General features: G+C 71.7%; 16 protein-coding genes. 10 read left to right on the forward strand and 6 right to left on the reverse strand.

Annotated elements, in window-relative coordinates:
* Positions 1-124 precede the first annotated feature (124 nt).
* Positions 125-694 (reverse strand): TetR family transcriptional regulator, encoded by a 570-nt coding sequence (locus ACFVYA_RS24505; RefSeq protein WP_387048186.1) that lies wholly within the window; start codon positions 692-694, stop codon positions 125-127.
* 88 nt (positions 695-782) lie between these two features.
* Here ACFVYA_RS24505 and ACFVYA_RS24510 point away from each other — a divergent pair, with 88 nt between their 5' ends.
* Genes ACFVYA_RS24510 through ACFVYA_RS24520 form a run of 3 tightly spaced genes read left to right on the forward strand, consistent with a single transcriptional unit; the run spans position 783 to position 2,887 of the window.
* Positions 783-1,688, forward strand: a complete 906-nt coding sequence (locus tag ACFVYA_RS24510) for an SDR family oxidoreductase (RefSeq protein ID WP_387048188.1) — start codon at positions 783-785, stop codon at positions 1,686-1,688.
* A gap of 33 nt (positions 1,689-1,721) precedes the next feature.
* The gene (locus ACFVYA_RS24515) at positions 1,722-2,579 is read left to right on the forward strand and encodes a hypothetical protein (protein ID WP_387048189.1); all 858 of its coding nucleotides are present in this window, start codon (positions 1,722-1,724) and stop codon (positions 2,577-2,579) included.
* Positions 2,576-2,887, forward strand: coding sequence for a helix-turn-helix transcriptional regulator (locus ACFVYA_RS24520; RefSeq protein WP_285985164.1), 312 nt, complete (start codon positions 2,576-2,578; stop codon positions 2,885-2,887). The genes ACFVYA_RS24515 and ACFVYA_RS24520 overlap by 4 nt, the downstream gene beginning before the upstream one ends.
* Positions 2,888-2,891: 4 nt before the next feature.
* On the opposite strand, the gene ACFVYA_RS24525 is transcribed toward ACFVYA_RS24520, so the two are convergent.
* Both ACFVYA_RS24525 and ACFVYA_RS24530 read right to left on the reverse strand, forming a co-directional pair.
* Positions 2,892-3,248, reverse strand: coding sequence for a DUF4233 domain-containing protein (locus tag ACFVYA_RS24525; RefSeq protein WP_387048210.1), 357 nt, complete (start codon positions 3,246-3,248; stop codon positions 2,892-2,894).
* Between the two features lie 44 nt (positions 3,249-3,292).
* Positions 3,293-4,948: a folylpolyglutamate synthase/dihydrofolate synthase family protein gene (locus ACFVYA_RS24530; RefSeq protein ID WP_285985165.1), complete on the reverse strand. Its 1,656-nt coding sequence runs from the start codon at positions 4,946-4,948 to the stop codon at positions 3,293-3,295.
* 73 nt (positions 4,949-5,021) lie between these two features.
* Between ACFVYA_RS24530 and ACFVYA_RS24535 the strand changes: the two genes are divergently transcribed.
* Both ACFVYA_RS24535 and ACFVYA_RS24540 read left to right on the forward strand, forming a co-directional pair.
* On the forward strand, positions 5,022-5,657 hold the full coding sequence (locus tag ACFVYA_RS24535) for a class I SAM-dependent methyltransferase (protein WP_387048191.1): 636 nt from the start codon (positions 5,022-5,024) through the stop codon (positions 5,655-5,657).
* Positions 5,658-5,729: 72 nt separating this feature from the next.
* Positions 5,730-6,596: an SGNH/GDSL hydrolase family protein gene (locus ACFVYA_RS24540; RefSeq protein WP_387048193.1), complete on the forward strand. Its 867-nt coding sequence runs from the start codon at positions 5,730-5,732 to the stop codon at positions 6,594-6,596.
* On the opposite strand, the gene ACFVYA_RS24545 is transcribed toward ACFVYA_RS24540, so the two are convergent.
* Together ACFVYA_RS24545 and ACFVYA_RS24550 are read right to left on the reverse strand one after the other, a co-directional pair.
* On the reverse strand, positions 6,580-7,356 hold the full coding sequence (locus tag ACFVYA_RS24545) for an alpha/beta fold hydrolase (RefSeq protein ID WP_387048194.1): 777 nt from the start codon (positions 7,354-7,356) through the stop codon (positions 6,580-6,582). The genes ACFVYA_RS24540 and ACFVYA_RS24545 overlap by 17 nt on opposite strands.
* A gap of 10 nt (positions 7,357-7,366) precedes the next feature.
* Positions 7,367-8,128 (reverse strand): alpha/beta fold hydrolase, encoded by a 762-nt coding sequence (locus ACFVYA_RS24550; protein ID WP_387048196.1) that lies wholly within the window; start codon positions 8,126-8,128, stop codon positions 7,367-7,369.
* Positions 8,129-8,214: 86 nt separating this feature from the next.
* Between ACFVYA_RS24550 and ACFVYA_RS24555 the strand changes: the two genes are divergently transcribed.
* A complete protein-coding gene (locus ACFVYA_RS24555) occupies positions 8,215-9,102 on the forward strand; it encodes a LysR family transcriptional regulator (RefSeq protein WP_387048197.1) in 888 nt (295 codons plus the stop codon).
* A gap of 344 nt (positions 9,103-9,446) precedes the next feature.
* Here the strand turns inward: ACFVYA_RS24555 and ACFVYA_RS24560 are convergent, their stop codons facing one another.
* Positions 9,447-12,068 carry a valine--tRNA ligase gene (locus tag ACFVYA_RS24560; RefSeq protein ID WP_387048199.1) on the reverse strand — a complete coding sequence of 874 codons (2,622 nt, stop codon included), beginning with the start codon at positions 12,066-12,068 and terminating at the stop codon, positions 9,447-9,449.
* A 58-nt stretch (positions 12,069-12,126) separates the two neighbouring features.
* Here ACFVYA_RS24560 and ACFVYA_RS24565 point away from each other — a divergent pair, with 58 nt between their 5' ends.
* From ACFVYA_RS24565 to ACFVYA_RS24580, 4 genes are all read left to right on the forward strand, one after another.
* Positions 12,127-12,420: a hypothetical protein gene (locus ACFVYA_RS24565; RefSeq protein WP_285985172.1), complete on the forward strand. Its 294-nt coding sequence runs from the start codon at positions 12,127-12,129 to the stop codon at positions 12,418-12,420.
* A 345-nt stretch (positions 12,421-12,765) separates the two neighbouring features.
* Entirely contained in the window at positions 12,766-13,203 is a 438-nt protein-coding gene (locus tag ACFVYA_RS24570) for a MarR family winged helix-turn-helix transcriptional regulator (RefSeq protein WP_387048200.1), read from the forward strand.
* Between the two features lie 73 nt (positions 13,204-13,276).
* Complete coding sequence (locus tag ACFVYA_RS24575; RefSeq protein ID WP_387048202.1) at positions 13,277-14,578, forward strand: MFS transporter; 1,302 nt, start codon at positions 13,277-13,279, stop codon at positions 14,576-14,578.
* A gap of 41 nt (positions 14,579-14,619) precedes the next feature.
* A partial coding sequence (locus ACFVYA_RS24580) for an FdhF/YdeP family oxidoreductase (RefSeq protein WP_387048204.1) occupies positions 14,620-16,843 on the forward strand: 2,224 nt, incomplete at its 3' end.

Genomic DNA, 16,843 nt, shown 5'->3' on the forward strand with positions numbered 1-16,843 from the left:
AAACCGACCGGGAGATCAAACGCTGCCTCAAGCGCTGCGCTGCCCGCCAACTCGAGAACCCACTCACATCAGCCGCTCGCGCGGCTTGACACCACAGGAACGTCGCCTCGGCGGAGGCGGGCGCTCAGCCGCTCGCCTCCGCCGACAGCGCACGCAGATCGGCGAAGGCCTCGTCGAGGTGCTCGTCCAGGCTGCGCTCGGATTCCCGGATCCAGGCTCCGGCCGCGTGGTGGAAGGTGACCCAGCCGACGTGGGCGGCCAGCGCGGCGAGCCGGTCGCCGACTCCGCGTTCGCGCAGTGCCGCCGCCAGGGCGTCGGCCATCGCCGCGGCCTTGGCCAGGTCGCGCTCCCGCAGCGCCGGGGTCGCGGCGATGACCGCCAGCCGCGGCTCGGCGAACGGCCGGTTCTCCTCCAGGCGGCTCCCGGCCTTGCGGAAGGCGCGGATCAGGACTTCGAGCGGCGGCAGGCCCTCGGGCGCGTCGGCCACCGACCGGGTCAGGTCCGCGCGCAGGGTGGCTTCGCCGTCGAACAGCACTTCGCGCTTGTCCGGGAAGTGCCGGAAGAACGTGCGCTCGGTGACGCCGGCCCTGGCGGCGATCTCGGCCGTCGTGGTCCGGTCGAAACCACGCTGTTCGTACAACTGCAAGGCCGCCTGCTGGAGGCGGCGGCGCGCTTCTTCTCCGCTGCGTGGCACGTCGTCAGCTTACCCGTAGCGTCAGTGACTGACGCTACGCGGTAGGGTCGGTAGCGTCAGTCACTGTCACTACCTCGGGAGCGCGTCCATGCACGTCTTCGTCACCGGCGGTTCCGGCCTGACCGGCCCCGCCGTCGTCGCCGAACTGGTCGCGGCCGGCCACGCCGTCACCGGCCTCGCCCGTTCGGACCGGGCGGCCGCCCGGCTGGAATCGCTCGGCGCCACTCCGCACCCCGGCTCGCTCGACGACCTCGGCAGCCTGCACAACGGCGCCGAAGCCGCCGACGGCGTCCTGCACATGGCCTTCGGCGGCGACTTCACCGACCCCGACGACATGATGCGGCGCGACCGGACCGCGATCGAGACGCTCGGCCGGGCGTTGGCCGGCTCGGGCAAGCCGTTCGTCAGCACGTCCGGCACCCTGGTCATGCCCGCCGGGCGGGTGAGCACCGAGCGGGACGAGCCCGACCCGGCCGGGATCGCGCCCTTCCGGATCGCGGGCGAGCGGGCCTGCCTGGCGTTCGCCGAGCAGGGCGTGCGCGCGAGCGTCGTCCGGCTCGCGCCCACCGTCCACGGCCCCGCGGACCACGGCTTCATCGGCATGCTCGTCGCCACCGCCCGCAAGACCGGGAAGTCGGCCTACGTCGGCGACGGCGGCAACCGCTGGCCCGCGGTCCACCGGCTCGACGCGGCGGTCCTGTTCCGCCTGGCCCTGGAAGCCGCTCCGGCCGGCACTGTGCTGCACGGGACCGCCGAGAACGTCCCGTTCCGGAGCGTCGCCGAGACGATCGGGCGCGGCCTGGACCTGCCCGCGGTTTCGCTGACACCGGACGAGGCCGCCGGGCACTACGCGAGCCCGTTCATGGCCTCGGTCTACGGCTTCGACGCGCCCGTTTCCAGCACTTTCACGCGGGAGTTGCTCGGCTGGTCGCCCACCCGGCCGACCCTGCTCGACGACATCGAGCACGGCGACTACCTCCGAGGGCGGTCCTAGCACTATATCCGGATATGCGGATATAGTGCGCGCATGCGTGTTCTCGTGGTGGGTCAGGGCCCGGTGGCCCGGGTGCTGGCGACGTCGTCGGCCGAGAGCCACCAGGTCGGGTTCGCGGTGCGCGAGCGGACGGCGGAGTCCCGGCTCGTCCGGACCCGCCGGCTGCGCCCCACCCGTCCCGTCGAGCAGCGGACGGTCGACCTGGTGACGGCCGGCGAACGGGTATCGGGCTGGGACGTGGTGATCAGCACGGCCTCGCCCGCCTCACCAGGCCTCGCCGAGCTGCTCGAGCAGTCGCCGATCGTCGCCGCGGTCACGCAAGCGCCGTCTGAGGTCGAGCTGCTTCGCGAGCTGGCGGGTGACCGGCCGTGGGGCCTGGTGGTGCCCGAGTTCTTCGCCGGCGGCACCGATCCGACGTGGTGGTGGCCGCCCGGGCGGGTCCGGTTCACGATCGCCGGTCCCGCGGCGGCGCCCCTGCGGTCCCTGTTCGGCGACGGGAAGTGGTCGCGATCCGCACCGCTCGCGGCTCCGCTGGGGTCCGCGGCCGCGACGATGCCCATCGTGGCCGGGCTGCACGCCGCGGACTTCGACATCGCGGCGGCTCGCCGGAACTCGCGGAGCCTCGCGCTCGCCGCGACCCAGGCACGGAACGCGGTCGCGGCCGGGTTCGGCGGTCCGAGCCCGCGTCCGGTCCGTCCGCACGCCGTGCGCGCGGCCCTGACCGTGCTGCCCCGGCTGGCACCCTTCGACGTCCAGCGCTACCTGCGCGGTCACTTCGGCGGACACGGCGCGCAGACCGTGCGCATGCTGCGTGACTGGGCGGACCTGGGCCGGCGCCACGGACTCCCGACCGGCGAGCTCGAAGAGCTGCTGGAGCGGGTGAGCGCGTGATCCAGGACGCGCTCACCACCGCACTGCCCGTGCTGCGGGCGCTCGGCGAAGCGACCCGGGTCCGGATCATCGGCGTGTTCCTCGACCGGGGCGGGTCCGCCACGGTCGGCGAGGTCCAGGAGGCACTGGGGCTGCCGCAGTCCACGGTGTCACGGCACCTGCGGGTGCTGCTCGACGCCCGGCTGCTGGCGGTGGCCCGGTCGGGCCCGCACCGGATCTACCGCCTCGACGTTCCGGCCGACGCCCTCGACGCGCTCGACGCCCTCACCACCGAGGTGCGCGCCTGCCAAGCGGACCCGCACCCGTGAGAAGTCAGGGCTGGGGCTGCTGACTCGCCAACGTCCCGGCCGCCATGCGGCGGGCGACGTCCCGCCGCAGCCACAGCAGCCACAACCACACCGCCAGGAAGATCACGCCCAGCACCGCGATGGCCAGCAGCCAGAACACCAGCGCGATGAGCACCACCTGCAGGCCGAGGATCAGCGGCACGGCCCACGGGCGCTTGACGAACCCGCACGTCACGACCAGCAGGACGGCCACCGCGATGACCGTCCAGCCGGTGCCCGTCGAGATCCCGCCGCCGAGCTTGTTCACCACCGGCAGGGCCAGGGCGACCGTGATCGCCTCCATGATCAGCGTCCCGGACATCACGCCGCGGAAGCCCTTCATCGGGTCCTTCGGCTTGGGCGTCTCCGGCGAGGGCGAAGGCGACGTCACGCCGGCTCCTTCCCGAACAGCGTGCGCGCCTCGCCCGCCGTGACCACCGAGCCCGTGACCAGCACGCCGCCGCCCGCCAGGGGCTCCTCGGGGTCGTCGTTGGTCTCCACCAGCGCGATCGCCGTCTCGATCGCCGTCTCCAGGTCCGTCTCGGCGACGACGCGGTCTTCGCCGAACACCGAGATCGCCAGCTCGTTCAGCTCCTCCAGCGGCATCGAACGTGGCGAGGAGTTGCGCGTCACGACGATGTCCGACACCACCGGCTCCAGCGCGTCGAGGATGCCGTGGGCGTCCTTTTCGGCCATCACGCCGACCACCGCGACCAGGCGGCGGAAGGCGAACTCCTCGGACACCGTCGTCGCGAGGGCCCGGGCGCCGTGCGGGTTGTGCGCCGCGTCGAGCAGGACCGTGGGCGCCGCGCGGACGCGCTCGAGCCGTCCCGGTGTCTCGACCTCGGCGAACGCTTCGCGCACCGCCTCGACCACCAGCTGCCTGTCCTTGCCCGCGCCGAAGAACGCCTCGACCGCGGCCAGCGCCAGTGCGGCGTTCGCGGCCTGGTGGGCGCCGTGCAGCGGGAGGAAGATCTCGTCGTACACGCCGCCGAGGCCCTGCAGCTTCAGCAGCTGCCCGCCGACGGCGATCTCCTTCTCCAGCACGCCGAACTCGCTGCCCGCGCGGGCGACCGCGGCGTCGACCTCGACGGCGCGCTCCAGCAGCACCTTCAGCACCTCGGGGTCCTGCTCGCCGATCACCGCGACCGAGCCGGGCTTGATGATGCCCGCCTTTTCGCGCGCCGCGCCGAGGATGTCCGGGCCGAGGTACTCGACGTGGTCGAGGCCGATCGGGGTGATGACGGCGACGTCGGCGTCCGCGACGTTCGTGGCGTCCCAGGCGCCGCCCAGGCCCGCTTCGAGCACCGCGGCCTCCACCGGGGCGTCGGCGAACGCGGCGAACGCCATCCCGGTGAGGATCTCGAACTTGCTCATCGCGACGCCGTCCGCGGACGCACCGTCCACCATGGACACGTACGGCGCGATGTCGTTCCACAGCTCGGCGTAGCGCGCGGCGGAGATCGGCCGGCCGTCGAGCGCGATCCGTTCGGTGACCAGCTGCAGGTGCGGGCTGGTGTAGCGGCCGACGCGCAGGCCCATCCGGGTCAGCAGGGCGTCGATCATCCGGGCCGTGGAGCCCTTGCCGTTCGTGCCGGCCACGTGCAGCACCGGGTAGCCGCGGTTCGGCTCGCCCAGCAGCTGCGTCAGCGCCGAAATGCGGGTCAGCGACGGCTCGATCTTCGTCTCCGGCCAGCGCTGGTTCAGCTCGGCCTCGACGGCCATCAGCTCGCGCCGCGCTTCGGGGCCGTCCGGGCTGCCGTACACCTCGGGTTCGCCCTGGTCGTCGAGCTCGTGCAGCTCGGCGTCCTCGGGCACGGTGAGGTCGGGCACCGGACCGGTGGCGAGGTTGTCGCCGAGCTGGCCGACACCGCCGATCCCGCCGCGCGAGCCGCCGCCCACGTCGAACGCGGTGTCCCGCGCGTCCAGCTCCGGGTCGTGGTCGTCCGAGTCCTCGTACCCCTGGGCACCCAGCTCGTCGACACCCGCGAAACTGTCCAGATCCGACAGGTCCGGCCTGCGACCTGTCTCATCCTGCGGCACTGAATCTCCTCCGGCCTGGGGTTTCGCACTTGCGTTCCGAGTCTACGTGCGTGGCTGGTGGCACTCTCGACGCATGCCGTTCAACCACAACGACCACTACCACCCGCTGCTGCTGGACCTGCTGCCGCCCGGCCCGGGGATCGCGCTGGACGTCGGGTGCGGCACCGGCCGGTTCGCGCGGCGGCTGGCCGCGACCGGCATGGCCGTGGAGGCGGTCGACGTCTCGGCGGCGATGGTCGAGGCGGCGGCCGGGCTGGGGTCGCCGGGACCCGGCGAGATCGTCTACCGGCAGGCCGACGTCACCACCGACGCCCTGCCCGAGGCCCACTACGACTACATCTCGTGCCTGGCGTCGCTGCACCACATGCCGTTCGAAACGGTCGTCAAGCTGCGCCGCGCGCTGGTGCCGGGCGGGGTGCTCGTGGTGCTGACCCCGGCCCGGCCGAGCAGCCCGGTGGACTGGGCGCGGGAGCTGGCGGCCGTGCCGCTCAACGCGCTGGCGCGGCTGGTCGTGCATGCGGGCGAGCAGCTCAACGGTGGCGGGGAGGCCGGCCCGCAGGCACCCACGCTGTTCCGGTTCCCCACGATCGCCGAGCTGCGCCGCGAGACGGCCCGGCTGCTGCCCGGGAGCACGGTCCGGCCGCTGCTCTTCTGGCGCACCTTGATCACTTACCGTGAACAGGGCGACGGTGACCCGACTGGCGGGTGAAGTTCATCCCCGTCGGCGGCCGGGCTCGCTACAAGTGGAGGCAGCGTTTCCACCAGCGAGAACGGGGTCTTCATGCGCATCACCCGGCTGCTCGTCGCCGTCTCTTCGGCAGCCGTCCTGCTCACCACCGCGGCCCCCGCATCGGCGGCGGGGATCCACCACTACGTCGCCCTGGGTGATTCCTACACCTCCGGGCCGTTCATCCCGATGCAACGGTCCGACCCGCTCGGCTGCGGGCGGTCGACGGCGAACTACCCGTCGGTCGTGGCGGCCGCGCTGAAGCCCGGCGTGTTCACCGACGTCAGCTGCGCCGGTGCCGTCACCGGCTCGATGACCGAGCCGCAGAAGGTGTCGTTCAACGGCACGAACGCTCCCCAGCTGGATGCGTTGCGCCTCGACACCGACCTGGTCACCGTCGGTATCGGGGGCAACGACTTCGACCTCTTCGGCCGGGTTCTCGCGACGTGCCCGGGGCTGCGCGCGGGCGCCCCGACCGGCAATCCCTGCGAAAAGCACTTCACCGTCAACGGTGTCGACACCGTGCAGATGGCCGTCACCGCCGTCCAGCCGCGGATCGAGGCCGTCCTCGCCGCGATCCACCAGCGCTCGCCCGGAGCGCGGGTGATCGTCGTGGGCTACCCGCGGATCGCGCCGGAGAGCGGCTCCTGCCCGGCCATCCTCCCCTTCGCCGAAGGCGACTACGCCTGGTTGAACCGCGTCGAGAGCGATCTCAACGCGGCCCTCGCGGACGCGGCCGCGGACGGCGCCGCGGAGTACGTCGACACCTTCGGCCCGTCACGCGGCCACGACGCCTGCGCGCGCGGCGGCTCGGCGTGGATCAACGGCAAGGACCAGAACATCCTCGCGGCGGCCGCCTACCACCCGTTCCAAGCCGGGATGGCCGGCGTGGCGGCCGTGGTGCTCAAGGCGCTGCGCTGACGAAGTCCAGCACCAGCCGGGCGAACTCGTCCGGCAGCTCGGCCGGGGCGCCGTGCCCCGCGTCGATCTCGGCGGCGCGCGCGTCCGGGATCGCGGCGACCAGCTCCCGCTGCTGGTCCGCCGTGACGATCCGGTCGTGCGCGCTGCCGAGCACCAGCACCGGCGCGGAGATCCGGCCGAGCACGGGCCGCAGGTCGACCGCGCGATCGGCCTCGATCTGCCGGTCCGCGCCTGGCTGGATCACCGTTTCCAGGGTCTTGACGAGCTGTTCGTTGCTCTCGGCGGTGGCCTGCTCCCAGTAGCGCGGCCCGAACGCCATCAGCGGGAGCATCCGGGCGAACGTCCCCGTTTCGAGCAGGTCCAACCAGTAGCGGAACTCGGCGTCCTGCCGGACGTCCGTCGCGGGCCAGGCAGCGTGCAGGACCGCCGACCGGACGCGGTCCGGGCGGGTACCGGCCAGGTGGGCCGCCACCACCCCGCCGAGCGAGTGCCCGACGACGTGGGCTCGCCCGATTCCGGCGTCGTCCAAGACGGCTTCGGCCTGGGCAGCGAGGGTCTCGGCGGTGATCGGGCCGCCGTCGTCGGTGGTCAGGCCGGAGCCGGGGAAGTCGGGAGCGAGGACGGTGAACCCGTTCGCCTGCGCGGTGAGCGGGCCCCACTGTTCGCGGGACGCGGCGGTGCCGTGCAGCAGGAGCAGCGCGGGGCCGTCGCCGGTCCGGTCGTAGTGGACGACGGTGTCTCCGAGCGTCACTTTCGGCATGGTCGTCCCTTCAGGCGATTTCGCGGAGGGCGGCGGTGAACGCGCGCGGGTTTTCCTGGTGCGGCACGTGCCCGCAGCCGGCGAGCACGTGCACGCGGGCGCCGGGCGTCTCCGCGGCGCAGGTGCGCGGCACTTCGAGCGGGATCTGCGCGTCCAGTTCGCCGTGCAGGTAGGTGATCGGGACGGCGAGGTCCTTGAGCCGGGGCCGCGGGTCGTAGGTGGTGCACTCGGTGAACAGCTCGTCGATGTAGGCACCGGAGTCGAGCAGCTGGCGGACGGTCCAGTCGACGAGCTCGCGCGCGGCGCCGGGGGCGAACCAGCCCGGCACCCAGCCCGCCACCGTGCCGGCCCGATCGTCGACGAGCTGTCCGCGCAGGTCTTCGACCTGGTCGCGCATGCCGGTGCTCGGCCAGTACCCGGGGCTGTCGACCGCGACGACCCGCTCGACCAGGTCCGGCCGCGCGAGAGCCAGCTCGGTGGCGAAGACGCCGCCGATGCTCGACCCGACGACAGTGGGTTTGATCTTCAGCGCCTCGATGGTCTTCACCAGATCGGCCGTGACGCCGTCGATGGTGTTGCCGTCGGCAGGGTGGTCCGAGCGGCCGCACCCGCGCCAGTCGAGGGTGACGACGCGGTGGTCGCGCACGAGATCGGGCAGGCACGAGTACCAGACGCGGCCGCTGGTCCCCCAGCCGTGCAGGAGCAGCAGCGCGGGGCCGGCGCCGGCGTCCTCGTAGTGGAGGCGGGTTCCGTTGACGTCCAAGTAGGGCATGCCGTTCATGGAAGCCTTCGGGGCTCGGGTTTTCGATGAGCAGTCCACTCCTACACTGATCACGAAGCCTGATGAATGGGGGCGGCGTGGAGCTGCGTCAGCTGCGGTACTTCGTGACGGTGGCGGAGGAGCTGCACTTCGGCCGCGCGGCCGAGCGGCTGCACATCGTCCAACCCGCGGTGAGCCAGCAGATCCGGCGGTTGGAGCGGGAGCTGGAGGTGACGCTGCTCTCGCGCACGACGCGCAGCGTGTCGTTGACGGAGGCCGGGCAGCGGTTCCTGCCGCAGGCGCGGGCGGTACTGGCGGCCGCGGACCGGGCGGTGGACTCGGTTGCGGAGTTCCGGCCGTCCGGGGCTTTGGTCCGGCTGGGGACGAGCGAGGGTCTGGGCGATCGGCTGGACAAGGTGCTGGGGGCGTTCGCCCGCTTGGCACCTTCGGCTTCGTTGGAGCTGCTCCACGCGCCGACTCTTCAGCGGTTGCAACGGGTTCGGGACGGTTCCCTGGATGCGACCATCGTGCGAGGCGCCTGGCCTTCTCCGGGGCTGGACCTCACTCCGCTGTGGATGGACGAGGTCCTCGTGGCGCTCCCTGCGTCTCATCCGCTGGCTTCTTCTTCGGTGGTCGAGTTCGCTTCGCTGGCTTCGCTTCCAGTGCGGCTGAGCCCGCCTTCGCGCAATCAGCCGTTGTACGACTTGGTGATGTCCTCCTGCCGGGAGGCGGGTTTCGAGCCGGTGCTGGGGGCGGACTTCACGACAGCGCAGGACACGTTGGGGACACTGGGATTCGGCCGTCCACACTGGACGGTGTTCTACCGCGCGCACGCGAACCTGCTGCCGGTGCCGGGCGTGGTGTTCCGGCCGCTTCGAAACCCCTCACCGCGGATGCAGACGTACCTGGCAACCGGCGCCGACCGGCGACTGACCCCCGAACTGGTGGCGCTGATCGAAGCCGCACGGGAGACGGCGGCCGGCTGAGCAGTCAGGGCCACCGAAAGCACCGGCTCGCCGACCGCCCCGTCGGCATCGGGCTCGGCTCCGGACGCCCCGGCTTCGCCCTCATCCGGTTCCCCTCAAGTCGGCGGCCGGAGGCGACCAGCTGGACATCCTCAGCTCTTGCTGCCGGTTCAGGGCGGCCGAGGGACCGGTATTCAGCCCGCCCGCAGCGAGTATGTCCGACCGGAAAGACCAGGCTTCCCCTTGTCGGCGCAGTCTCGAATCGATTCCGCGGGCTTCTGAGCAGCCCCCGATTTCCACGCTACGGGAGGGGTACGACAAAGCCCGGCACTCCGTGGGAGAGTGCCGGGCCCGCGTCCACAACCTCAGGAAGCCGGGAGAGCCGCCAGCCGGGCGGTGATGCGGTCGATGTCCGCCGCCGCCGTGGCCTTGCGGGTCTTGATCTTCTCCACCACGTGCTCCGGGGCCTTCGCGATGAATGCTTCGTTGCCGAGCTTCGCCTCGGTCTGCGACAGCTCCTTCTCCGCCGCCGCGAGGTCCTTCTGGAGACGCTTGCGCTCCGCGGCCACGTCGACCGTGCCCGACAGGTCCAGCTCCACCGTCACCACGCCGTCCGCCAGGGCCACCTCGAGCGATGCGCTCGCCGCGAAGTCCTCCGCGGGGTCGGTCAGCCGGACGAGGGAACGGATCGCCGATTCGTGACCGCCGGAGTAACCCGGCAGGCGGGCCGCCACCTTCTGGCCCGGCTTCAAGCCCTGGTCCGCGCGGAAGCGGCGGATCTCCGTCACCAGCTTCTGGACGTCCGCGATGCGCGCGTCGGCCGAAGAGTCCGCGTAGCCCTCGAAAGGAGCCGGCCAGGAGGCGACCACCAAGGACTCGCCGCCAGTCAGGGCCGTCCAGAGCTTCTCGGTGATGAACGGGATGAACGGGTGCAGCAACCGCAGCACCGTGTCCAGCACGTGCCCCAGCACCGACCGGGTCGCGGAGACGCGTGCGGAATCCCCTTGGTACAACTGGACCTTCGCCAGCTCCAGGTACCAGTCGCACAGCTCGTTCCAGGTGAACTGGTAGAGCGCGCCCGCCACCTTCGCGAACTGGAAGTCCTCGAACAGGCCGTCCACTTCGGACACCAGCGCGCCGAGGCGGCCGAGGATCCAGCGGTCCGCCTCCGTCAAATCGGAAGCAGGAGGCAGCGGGGCGGCGACCGAAGCCCCGTTCATCATCGCGAACTTCGTCGCGTTCCACAGCTTCGTGCAGAAGTTGCGGGAACCCGCCGCCCACTCGTCGGCCAGCGCCATGTCCGCGCCCGGGTTGGCGCCGCGGGCCAGGGTGAAGCGGGTCGCGTCCGCGCCGTACGCGTCCATCCACTCCAGCGGGTCGATCACGTTGCCGCGCGACTTCGACATCTTCTTGCCGTTCGCGTCGCGGATCAGCCCGTGCAGGTACACGTGGTCGAACGGCTGCTTGCCGTCCATCTGGTGCACGCCGAACATCATCATCCGGACGACCCAGAAGAACAGGATGTCGTAGCCGGTCGACAGGACGCTGGTCGGGTAGAACTTGGCCAAATCCTCCGAAGACGACGGCCAGCCCAGCGTCGACATCGGCCACAGGCCCGACGAGAACCACGTGTCCAGCACGTCCGGGTCCTGCGTCCAGCCCTCCCCCGACGGCGGCTGCTCGTCCGGGCCGACGCACACCACTTCACCGTCCGGGCCGTAGTACACCGGGATGCGGTGGCCCCACCACAGCTGGCGCGAGATCGTCCAGTCGTGCATGTTGTCGACCCAGTCGAAGTAGCGCTTGCCCAGCTCCGGCGGGTGGATCTTGGTGCGGCCGTCCCGGACCGCGTCGCCGGCCAGTTTGGCCAGCTCCTCGACCTTGACCCACCACTGCAGCGACAGCCGGGGCTCGACCACCGTGTCGCACCGCGAGCAGTGCCCGACGGCGTGCACGTACGGGCGCTTCTCGGCGACGATCCGGCCGGCTTCCCGCAGCGCGGCCACGACCGCCGGGCGCGCCTCGAACCGGTCGAGGCCCTCGAACGGCCCCGGGGCGGTGATCTCGGCGCGCTCGTTCATGATCGTCAGCATCGGCAGGTCGTGGCGGCGGCCGATCTCGAAGTCGTTCGGGTCGTGCGCCGGGGTGACCTTCACCGCACCGGTGCCGAACTCCGGGTCGACGTGCTTGTCGGCCACGATCGGGATGCGGCGGCCGGTCAGCGGCAGCTCGACCTCGGTGCCGACCAGGTGCGCGTACCGCTCGTCGTCCGGGTGGACGGCGACCGCGGTGTCGCCCAGCATCGTCTCGGCGCGGGTGGTGGCCACCACGATGGCGTTGTCGCCGTCGCCGTAGCGGATCGACACGAGTTCGCCGTCGTCGTCGTTGTGGTCGACCTCGATGTCCGACAGCGCCGTCTGGCAGCGCGGGCACCAGTTGATGATCCGCTCGGCCCGGTAGATCAGGCCCTCGTCGAAGAAGTTCTTGAACACCGTCTGGACGGCCTTCGAGAGGTTCTCGTCCATGGTGAAGCGCTCACGCGACCAGTCGACGCCGTCGCCCAGGCGCTTCATCTGGCCGAGGATCTTGCCGCCGTACTCGGCCTTCCACTCCCAGACGCGCTCGACGAACTTCTCGCGGCCCAGGTCGTGGCGCGAACGGCCCTCGCCCGCCAGCTGCCGCTCGACGACGTTCTGCGTCGCGATGCCGGCGTGGTCCATGCCCGGCAGCCACAGCACCTCGTAGCCCTGCATGCGACGGCGGCGGCTCATCGCGTCCATCAGGGTGTGGTTCAGGGCGTGGCCCATGTGCAGGCTGCCGGTGACGTTCGGGGGCGGCAGTACGATCGAGAACGGCGGCTTCTCCGACGAGGCGTCGGCCGTGAAGTACCCGGCCGCTACCCAGCGGTCGTACATCGGTGCTTCCTCGGCGGCCGGGTCCCAGGCACCCGGAAGGTCGGTGGTCTGCTGCGGAGCGTTCTCGGTCACAATGGACAAGTCTACGAACCCGTCACGGCGGGTCACCCAGGGGGAAGGCACTCTGACGATGGCAGAGCCTCGGCAACCGCAGGATCCGGACGACCGGCGCCTCGAGACGCACCCGGACCTGATGAACCCGGACTGGCAGAAGCACGCCCAACGGGACGCCTGGCTGGGCGCGAAGAAGGACCTGAAGAAGCGCCGCAAGCGCGAGCGCCGGTCGGGCGGGTTCCAGCAGCCAGGGCACAGCCGCTGGCCGGGCGTGCTGGCCCTGCTCATCGTGGTCGGCCTGGTCGCCGCGGCGATCATCGTGCACCAGATCCAGGGCATCGGCGTCAACGAGTTCGCGTACTTCGGGTAACGCCCGTCCCTCGCGGTCGATGCTCAGTCGTCGACCGAGGGGGACGCACGTGGACCAGAACCCGCACCCGGACCTGATGGATGGCGCTGGTGGCTCTTCGCCGCGTTCCTGCTGGTCCTCGCCGTGACCACGACGGCGATCGTGCTGCTTCCTCGCCCTGTTCGCCGCCGACCAGCGCGAACCCGCCGTCGCCCGCGGCTCCGACCGGTGACCAGGACGCCCCCGGCTACTACGACTACGACTACGACCCGAAGTACCCCGCGTCCCCACCATCGACGGCTGCCCGGTCCAAAAGATCCGTCACATCCATATACACAGTCCGGACTGCACAGTTAAACTGTGTACATGGGCGAAGTACCTCCGCACGTGGCCGAGAGCGCCGGCTGGATCCGCGGCGTCGTCGGGCAGCTGCACCGGCGGCTGCGCCAGGTCGACAACGCCGGGATCCTGACGCCCTCGCAGTCCGCCGTGCTGAACCGGCTCCTGCGCGAAGGCCCGGCCACGCAAGGTGAGCTGGCCGCCGCCGAGCACGTGCGGCAGCAGTCGATGGCCGCCACCCTCGGTGTCCTCGACGAGCTCGGCTACCTCGCGCGCACGCCCGATCCGGCCGACCGGCGGCGCGTGGTGATCAGCCTGTCCGACGCCGGCCGCGACACCGTCCGCGGGATCCAGCAGCACCGCGACGAGTGGCTGGCCCAGGCATTGCTGGACGAGCTGTCGCCCGCCGAGCTCGACGCCGTCACCCGCGTGCTGCCGCTGCTGCAGCGCGTCGCCGAGCACTGAACCACCGAAGGAGTCCCTCACGAGCACCGTCACCGCTCCCGCCAAGTTCGGCGCCCGCCTGGTCACCCCGCTGGTGGCCGGCGCGGTGCTCAACCCCATCAACTCCACGCTCATCGCCGTCGCGCTCGTGCCGATCGGGCAGAGCTTCGGCGCCGGCCCCGGGCAGACCGCCTGGCTCATTTCCGCGCTGTACCTGGCCACCGCGGTCGGGCAGCCGGTGGTCGGCCTGCTGGTCGACCGCCACGGCGCCCGCCGCGTCCTGCTCGGCGGCGCGAGCCTGGTGATCGTCGCCGGCATCGCGGGCATGATCCCGATCTCCGTCGGCTGGCTGACCGGCGTGCGGGTCGTCCTGGGCCTGGGCACCTGTGCCGGGTTCCCGGCCGCGATGGCCGTACTGCGGCACCACGCCGAAGCGAGCGGCCAAGGTGTGCCCGCGCGGGTGCTGTCGGTGCTGTCGATGTCCGCCCAGACGGTGATGGTGATCGGCCCGACACTGGGCGGCGTGCTGATCGGCCTCTTCGGCTGGCCGGCGATCTTCGCGGTGAACATCCCGCTCGCCGGGCTGTCGCTGGTCCTGGCCCTGCTGTGGGTGCCGAAGGACGACCGCGGCGAGCGCACCGCCACCCGGATCGACGTGCTCGGCATCGCGCTGTTCTCCGCGACCCTGCTCGCGCTCCTGTTCTTCCTGATGGACCCCGGCGCCGAGGTCTGGCTGCTCGCCGTCGTCGCCGCCTTCGGGACCGCGTTCACCCTCGTCGAACTGCGGCGTGACACGCCCTTCCTCGACCTGCGGATGCTCGCGGCCAATCGCGCGATCCTGCGGACCTACCTGCGGCAGGCGCTGAGCTTCATGGCCATCTACGCGATCATGTTCGGGTACGTCCAGTGGCTGGAGACCGCGCGGCAGCTGTCGGAGGAGGCCGCCGGGCTGATGCTGCTGCCCATGTCGGGCACCGCTGTCTGCGCGGCGGCGTTCTCCGGGCGCGCGTCCGGCATCAAGGCACGGCTGGTCACCGTCGCCGTGGCGCTGGCCGGCGGCTCGGCCCTGCTGCTGCTCGTCCACGACGGCACGTGGGTCGGTGCGCTGCTCGCCCTGGCCGCGTTGTTCGGCCTCGCCCAGGGCCTGACCAGCGTCGCGAACCAGACGACGCTCTACCGCGAGGCGCCCGCCGCGCAGATGGGCACCGCGAGCGGCCTGTTCCGCACGGCCCAGTACCTCGGCGCGATCGTGGCCTCGACGCTCATCGCGCTGTGCTACGGCCCGCACGCGGACTCCGCGGGCCTGCACCGACTGGCCGTCGCGCTGGTCGTCATCAGCGGGCTGCTGCTCGTGGTCACCGTCGCCGACCGGGGGCTGCGCACCGAAAAGGCGTGACCCTCGTGGCGCCGGCGATCATCGAGGCGCACGATGGAGGCATGACCCGTGAAGCGCCGGCGCAGGACGTGGACGAATCCCGCCTCGAGGTGGGCAAGCCGAAGGGCTGGGCGGCCGGCATCCCGGGCGTCGCCGTGTCCCTCGCGCGCAGCGTCGAGCAGATGGGCACCGGCCGGACGATCAAGGCGCTGCGGCTGCTGAACCAGCGCGAAGGCTTCGACTGCCCGGGCTGCGCGTGGCCGGAGCCCCGCGAAGTCGACGGCGAGAAGCGCAAGCTGGCCGAGTTCTGTGAGAACGGCGCGAAGGCCGTCGCCGAGGAAGCCACGAAACGGCGGGTGGACCGCGAGTTCTTCGCGAAGCACCCGATCGGCGAGCTCGAAACCAAGACCGACTACTGGCTGGGCCAGCAGGGCCGGATCACCGAGCCGTTCGTGCTGCGCGACGGCGCGACGCACTACGAGCCGATCTCGTGGGACGAGGCGTTCGAGCTGGTCGCGGGCGAGCTGACGGCGCTGACCGACCCCGACGAAGCGATCTTCTACACCTCCGGCCGCACCAGCAACGAGGCCGCGTTCCTCTACCAGCTGCTGGTGCGTTCCTTCGGCACCAACAACCTGCCGGACTGCTCCAACATGTGCCACGAATCCTCGGGCGCGGCGCTGGCGGCCACCACCGGCATCGGCAAGGGCTCGGTGAGCCTGGCCGACATCCACCGGGCCGACCTCATCGTCGTCGTCGGGCAGAACCCGGGCACGAACCACCCGCGGATGCTCTCGGCGCTGGAGGAGGCCAAGGGCCGCGGCGCGAAGATCATCGCCGTCAACCCGCTGCCCGAAGCCGGGCTGATGCGGTTCAAGAACCCGCAGAACGTCCGCGGTGTCGTCGGCAAGGGCACGCCGCTGGCCGACGAGTTCGCCCAGGTCCGCCTCGGCGGCGACCTGGCGCTGTTCCAGGCCGTCGGACACCTGCTGCTGGCCTGGGAGGCCGAGGCGCCCGGCGCGATCGTCGACCGCGAGTTCGTCGACCGGGTCACCGAGGGCTTCGACAGCTACGCGAAGCACCTCCAGGAGGTCGACTGGCCGGAGATCGAGCGCGCGACCGGCCTCCCGCGCGCGCAGATCGAGCGCGTCGCGCGGATGATCGCCTCCTCCGAGCGCACCATCTACTGCTGGGCGATGGGCCTCACCCAGCACAAGCACGCGGTGCCGACGATCTCCGAGATCGCCAACCTCGCCCTGATGCGCGGGATGATCGGCAAGCCGGGCGCGGGCCTGTGCCCGGTGCGCGGGCACTCCAACGTCCAGGGCGACCGGACCATGGGCATCTGGGAGAAGATGCCGCAGTCCTTCATGGACGCCCTTTCCGCCGAGTTCGGCATCGAGGTCCCCCGCGAGCACGGCTTCGACACCGTCGACGCGATCCGGGCGATGCGCGACGGCCGCGGCAAGGTGTTCTTCGCCGTCGGCGGCAACTTCGCCTCCGCGACGCCGGACTCGGAACTGACCGAGAAGGCCCTGCGCTCGTGCTCGCTGACCGTGCACGTCTCGACGAAGTTGAACCGCTCGCACGTCGTGCACGGCCGCACCGCGCTGATCCTGCCGACGCTCGGCCGCACCGAACGCGACGTCCAAGCCGGCGGTGAGCAGTTCGTCACGGTCGAGGACTCGATGTCGCAGGTGCACACCTCGCGCGGACGCCTGAAGCCGGCGAGCGAGCACCTGCTCTCGGAGGTCGCCATCGTCTGCCGGCTCGCGGAAAAGCTCTTCGGGGCGGGTCACGCCGTGCCGTGGCGGACGTTCGAGGCCGACTACGACCTGATCCGCGACCGGATCTCGCGGGTCGTGCCGGGCTGCCAGGACTACAACCGGCGCGTCCGCGAGCCGGACGGCTTCGTGTTGCCGCACGCGCCGCGCGACTCCCGCGAGTTCACCGGGACCGCGAACGGCAAGGGCAACTTCACGGTGTCGGAACTGGAGTACCCGCAGGTCCCCGCGGGCCGGCTGCTGCTGCAGACGATGCGCAGCCACGACCAGTACAACACCACGATCTACGGGCTCTCGGACCGCTACCGCGGGATCGAGAACGCCCGCCGCGTGGTGCTGGTCAACCCGGACGACCTCGGGGAGCTCGGCCTGGCCGACGGCGCCGTGGTCGACCTGGTCTCCGAATGGCGGGGCCCCGCCCGCCCGCGCGCGCCCGGGGGGCGGGGGGGGGGGGGAACCCCCCCCCCCCGGCGGGCGGCGGGGGGGAAACCCGCGGGGGGCC

Origin of the sequence: Amycolatopsis sp. NPDC058278, from assembly GCF_042881395.1 — a bacterium.
Taxonomy (GTDB): Bacteria; Actinomycetota; Actinomycetes; order Mycobacteriales; family Pseudonocardiaceae; genus Amycolatopsis.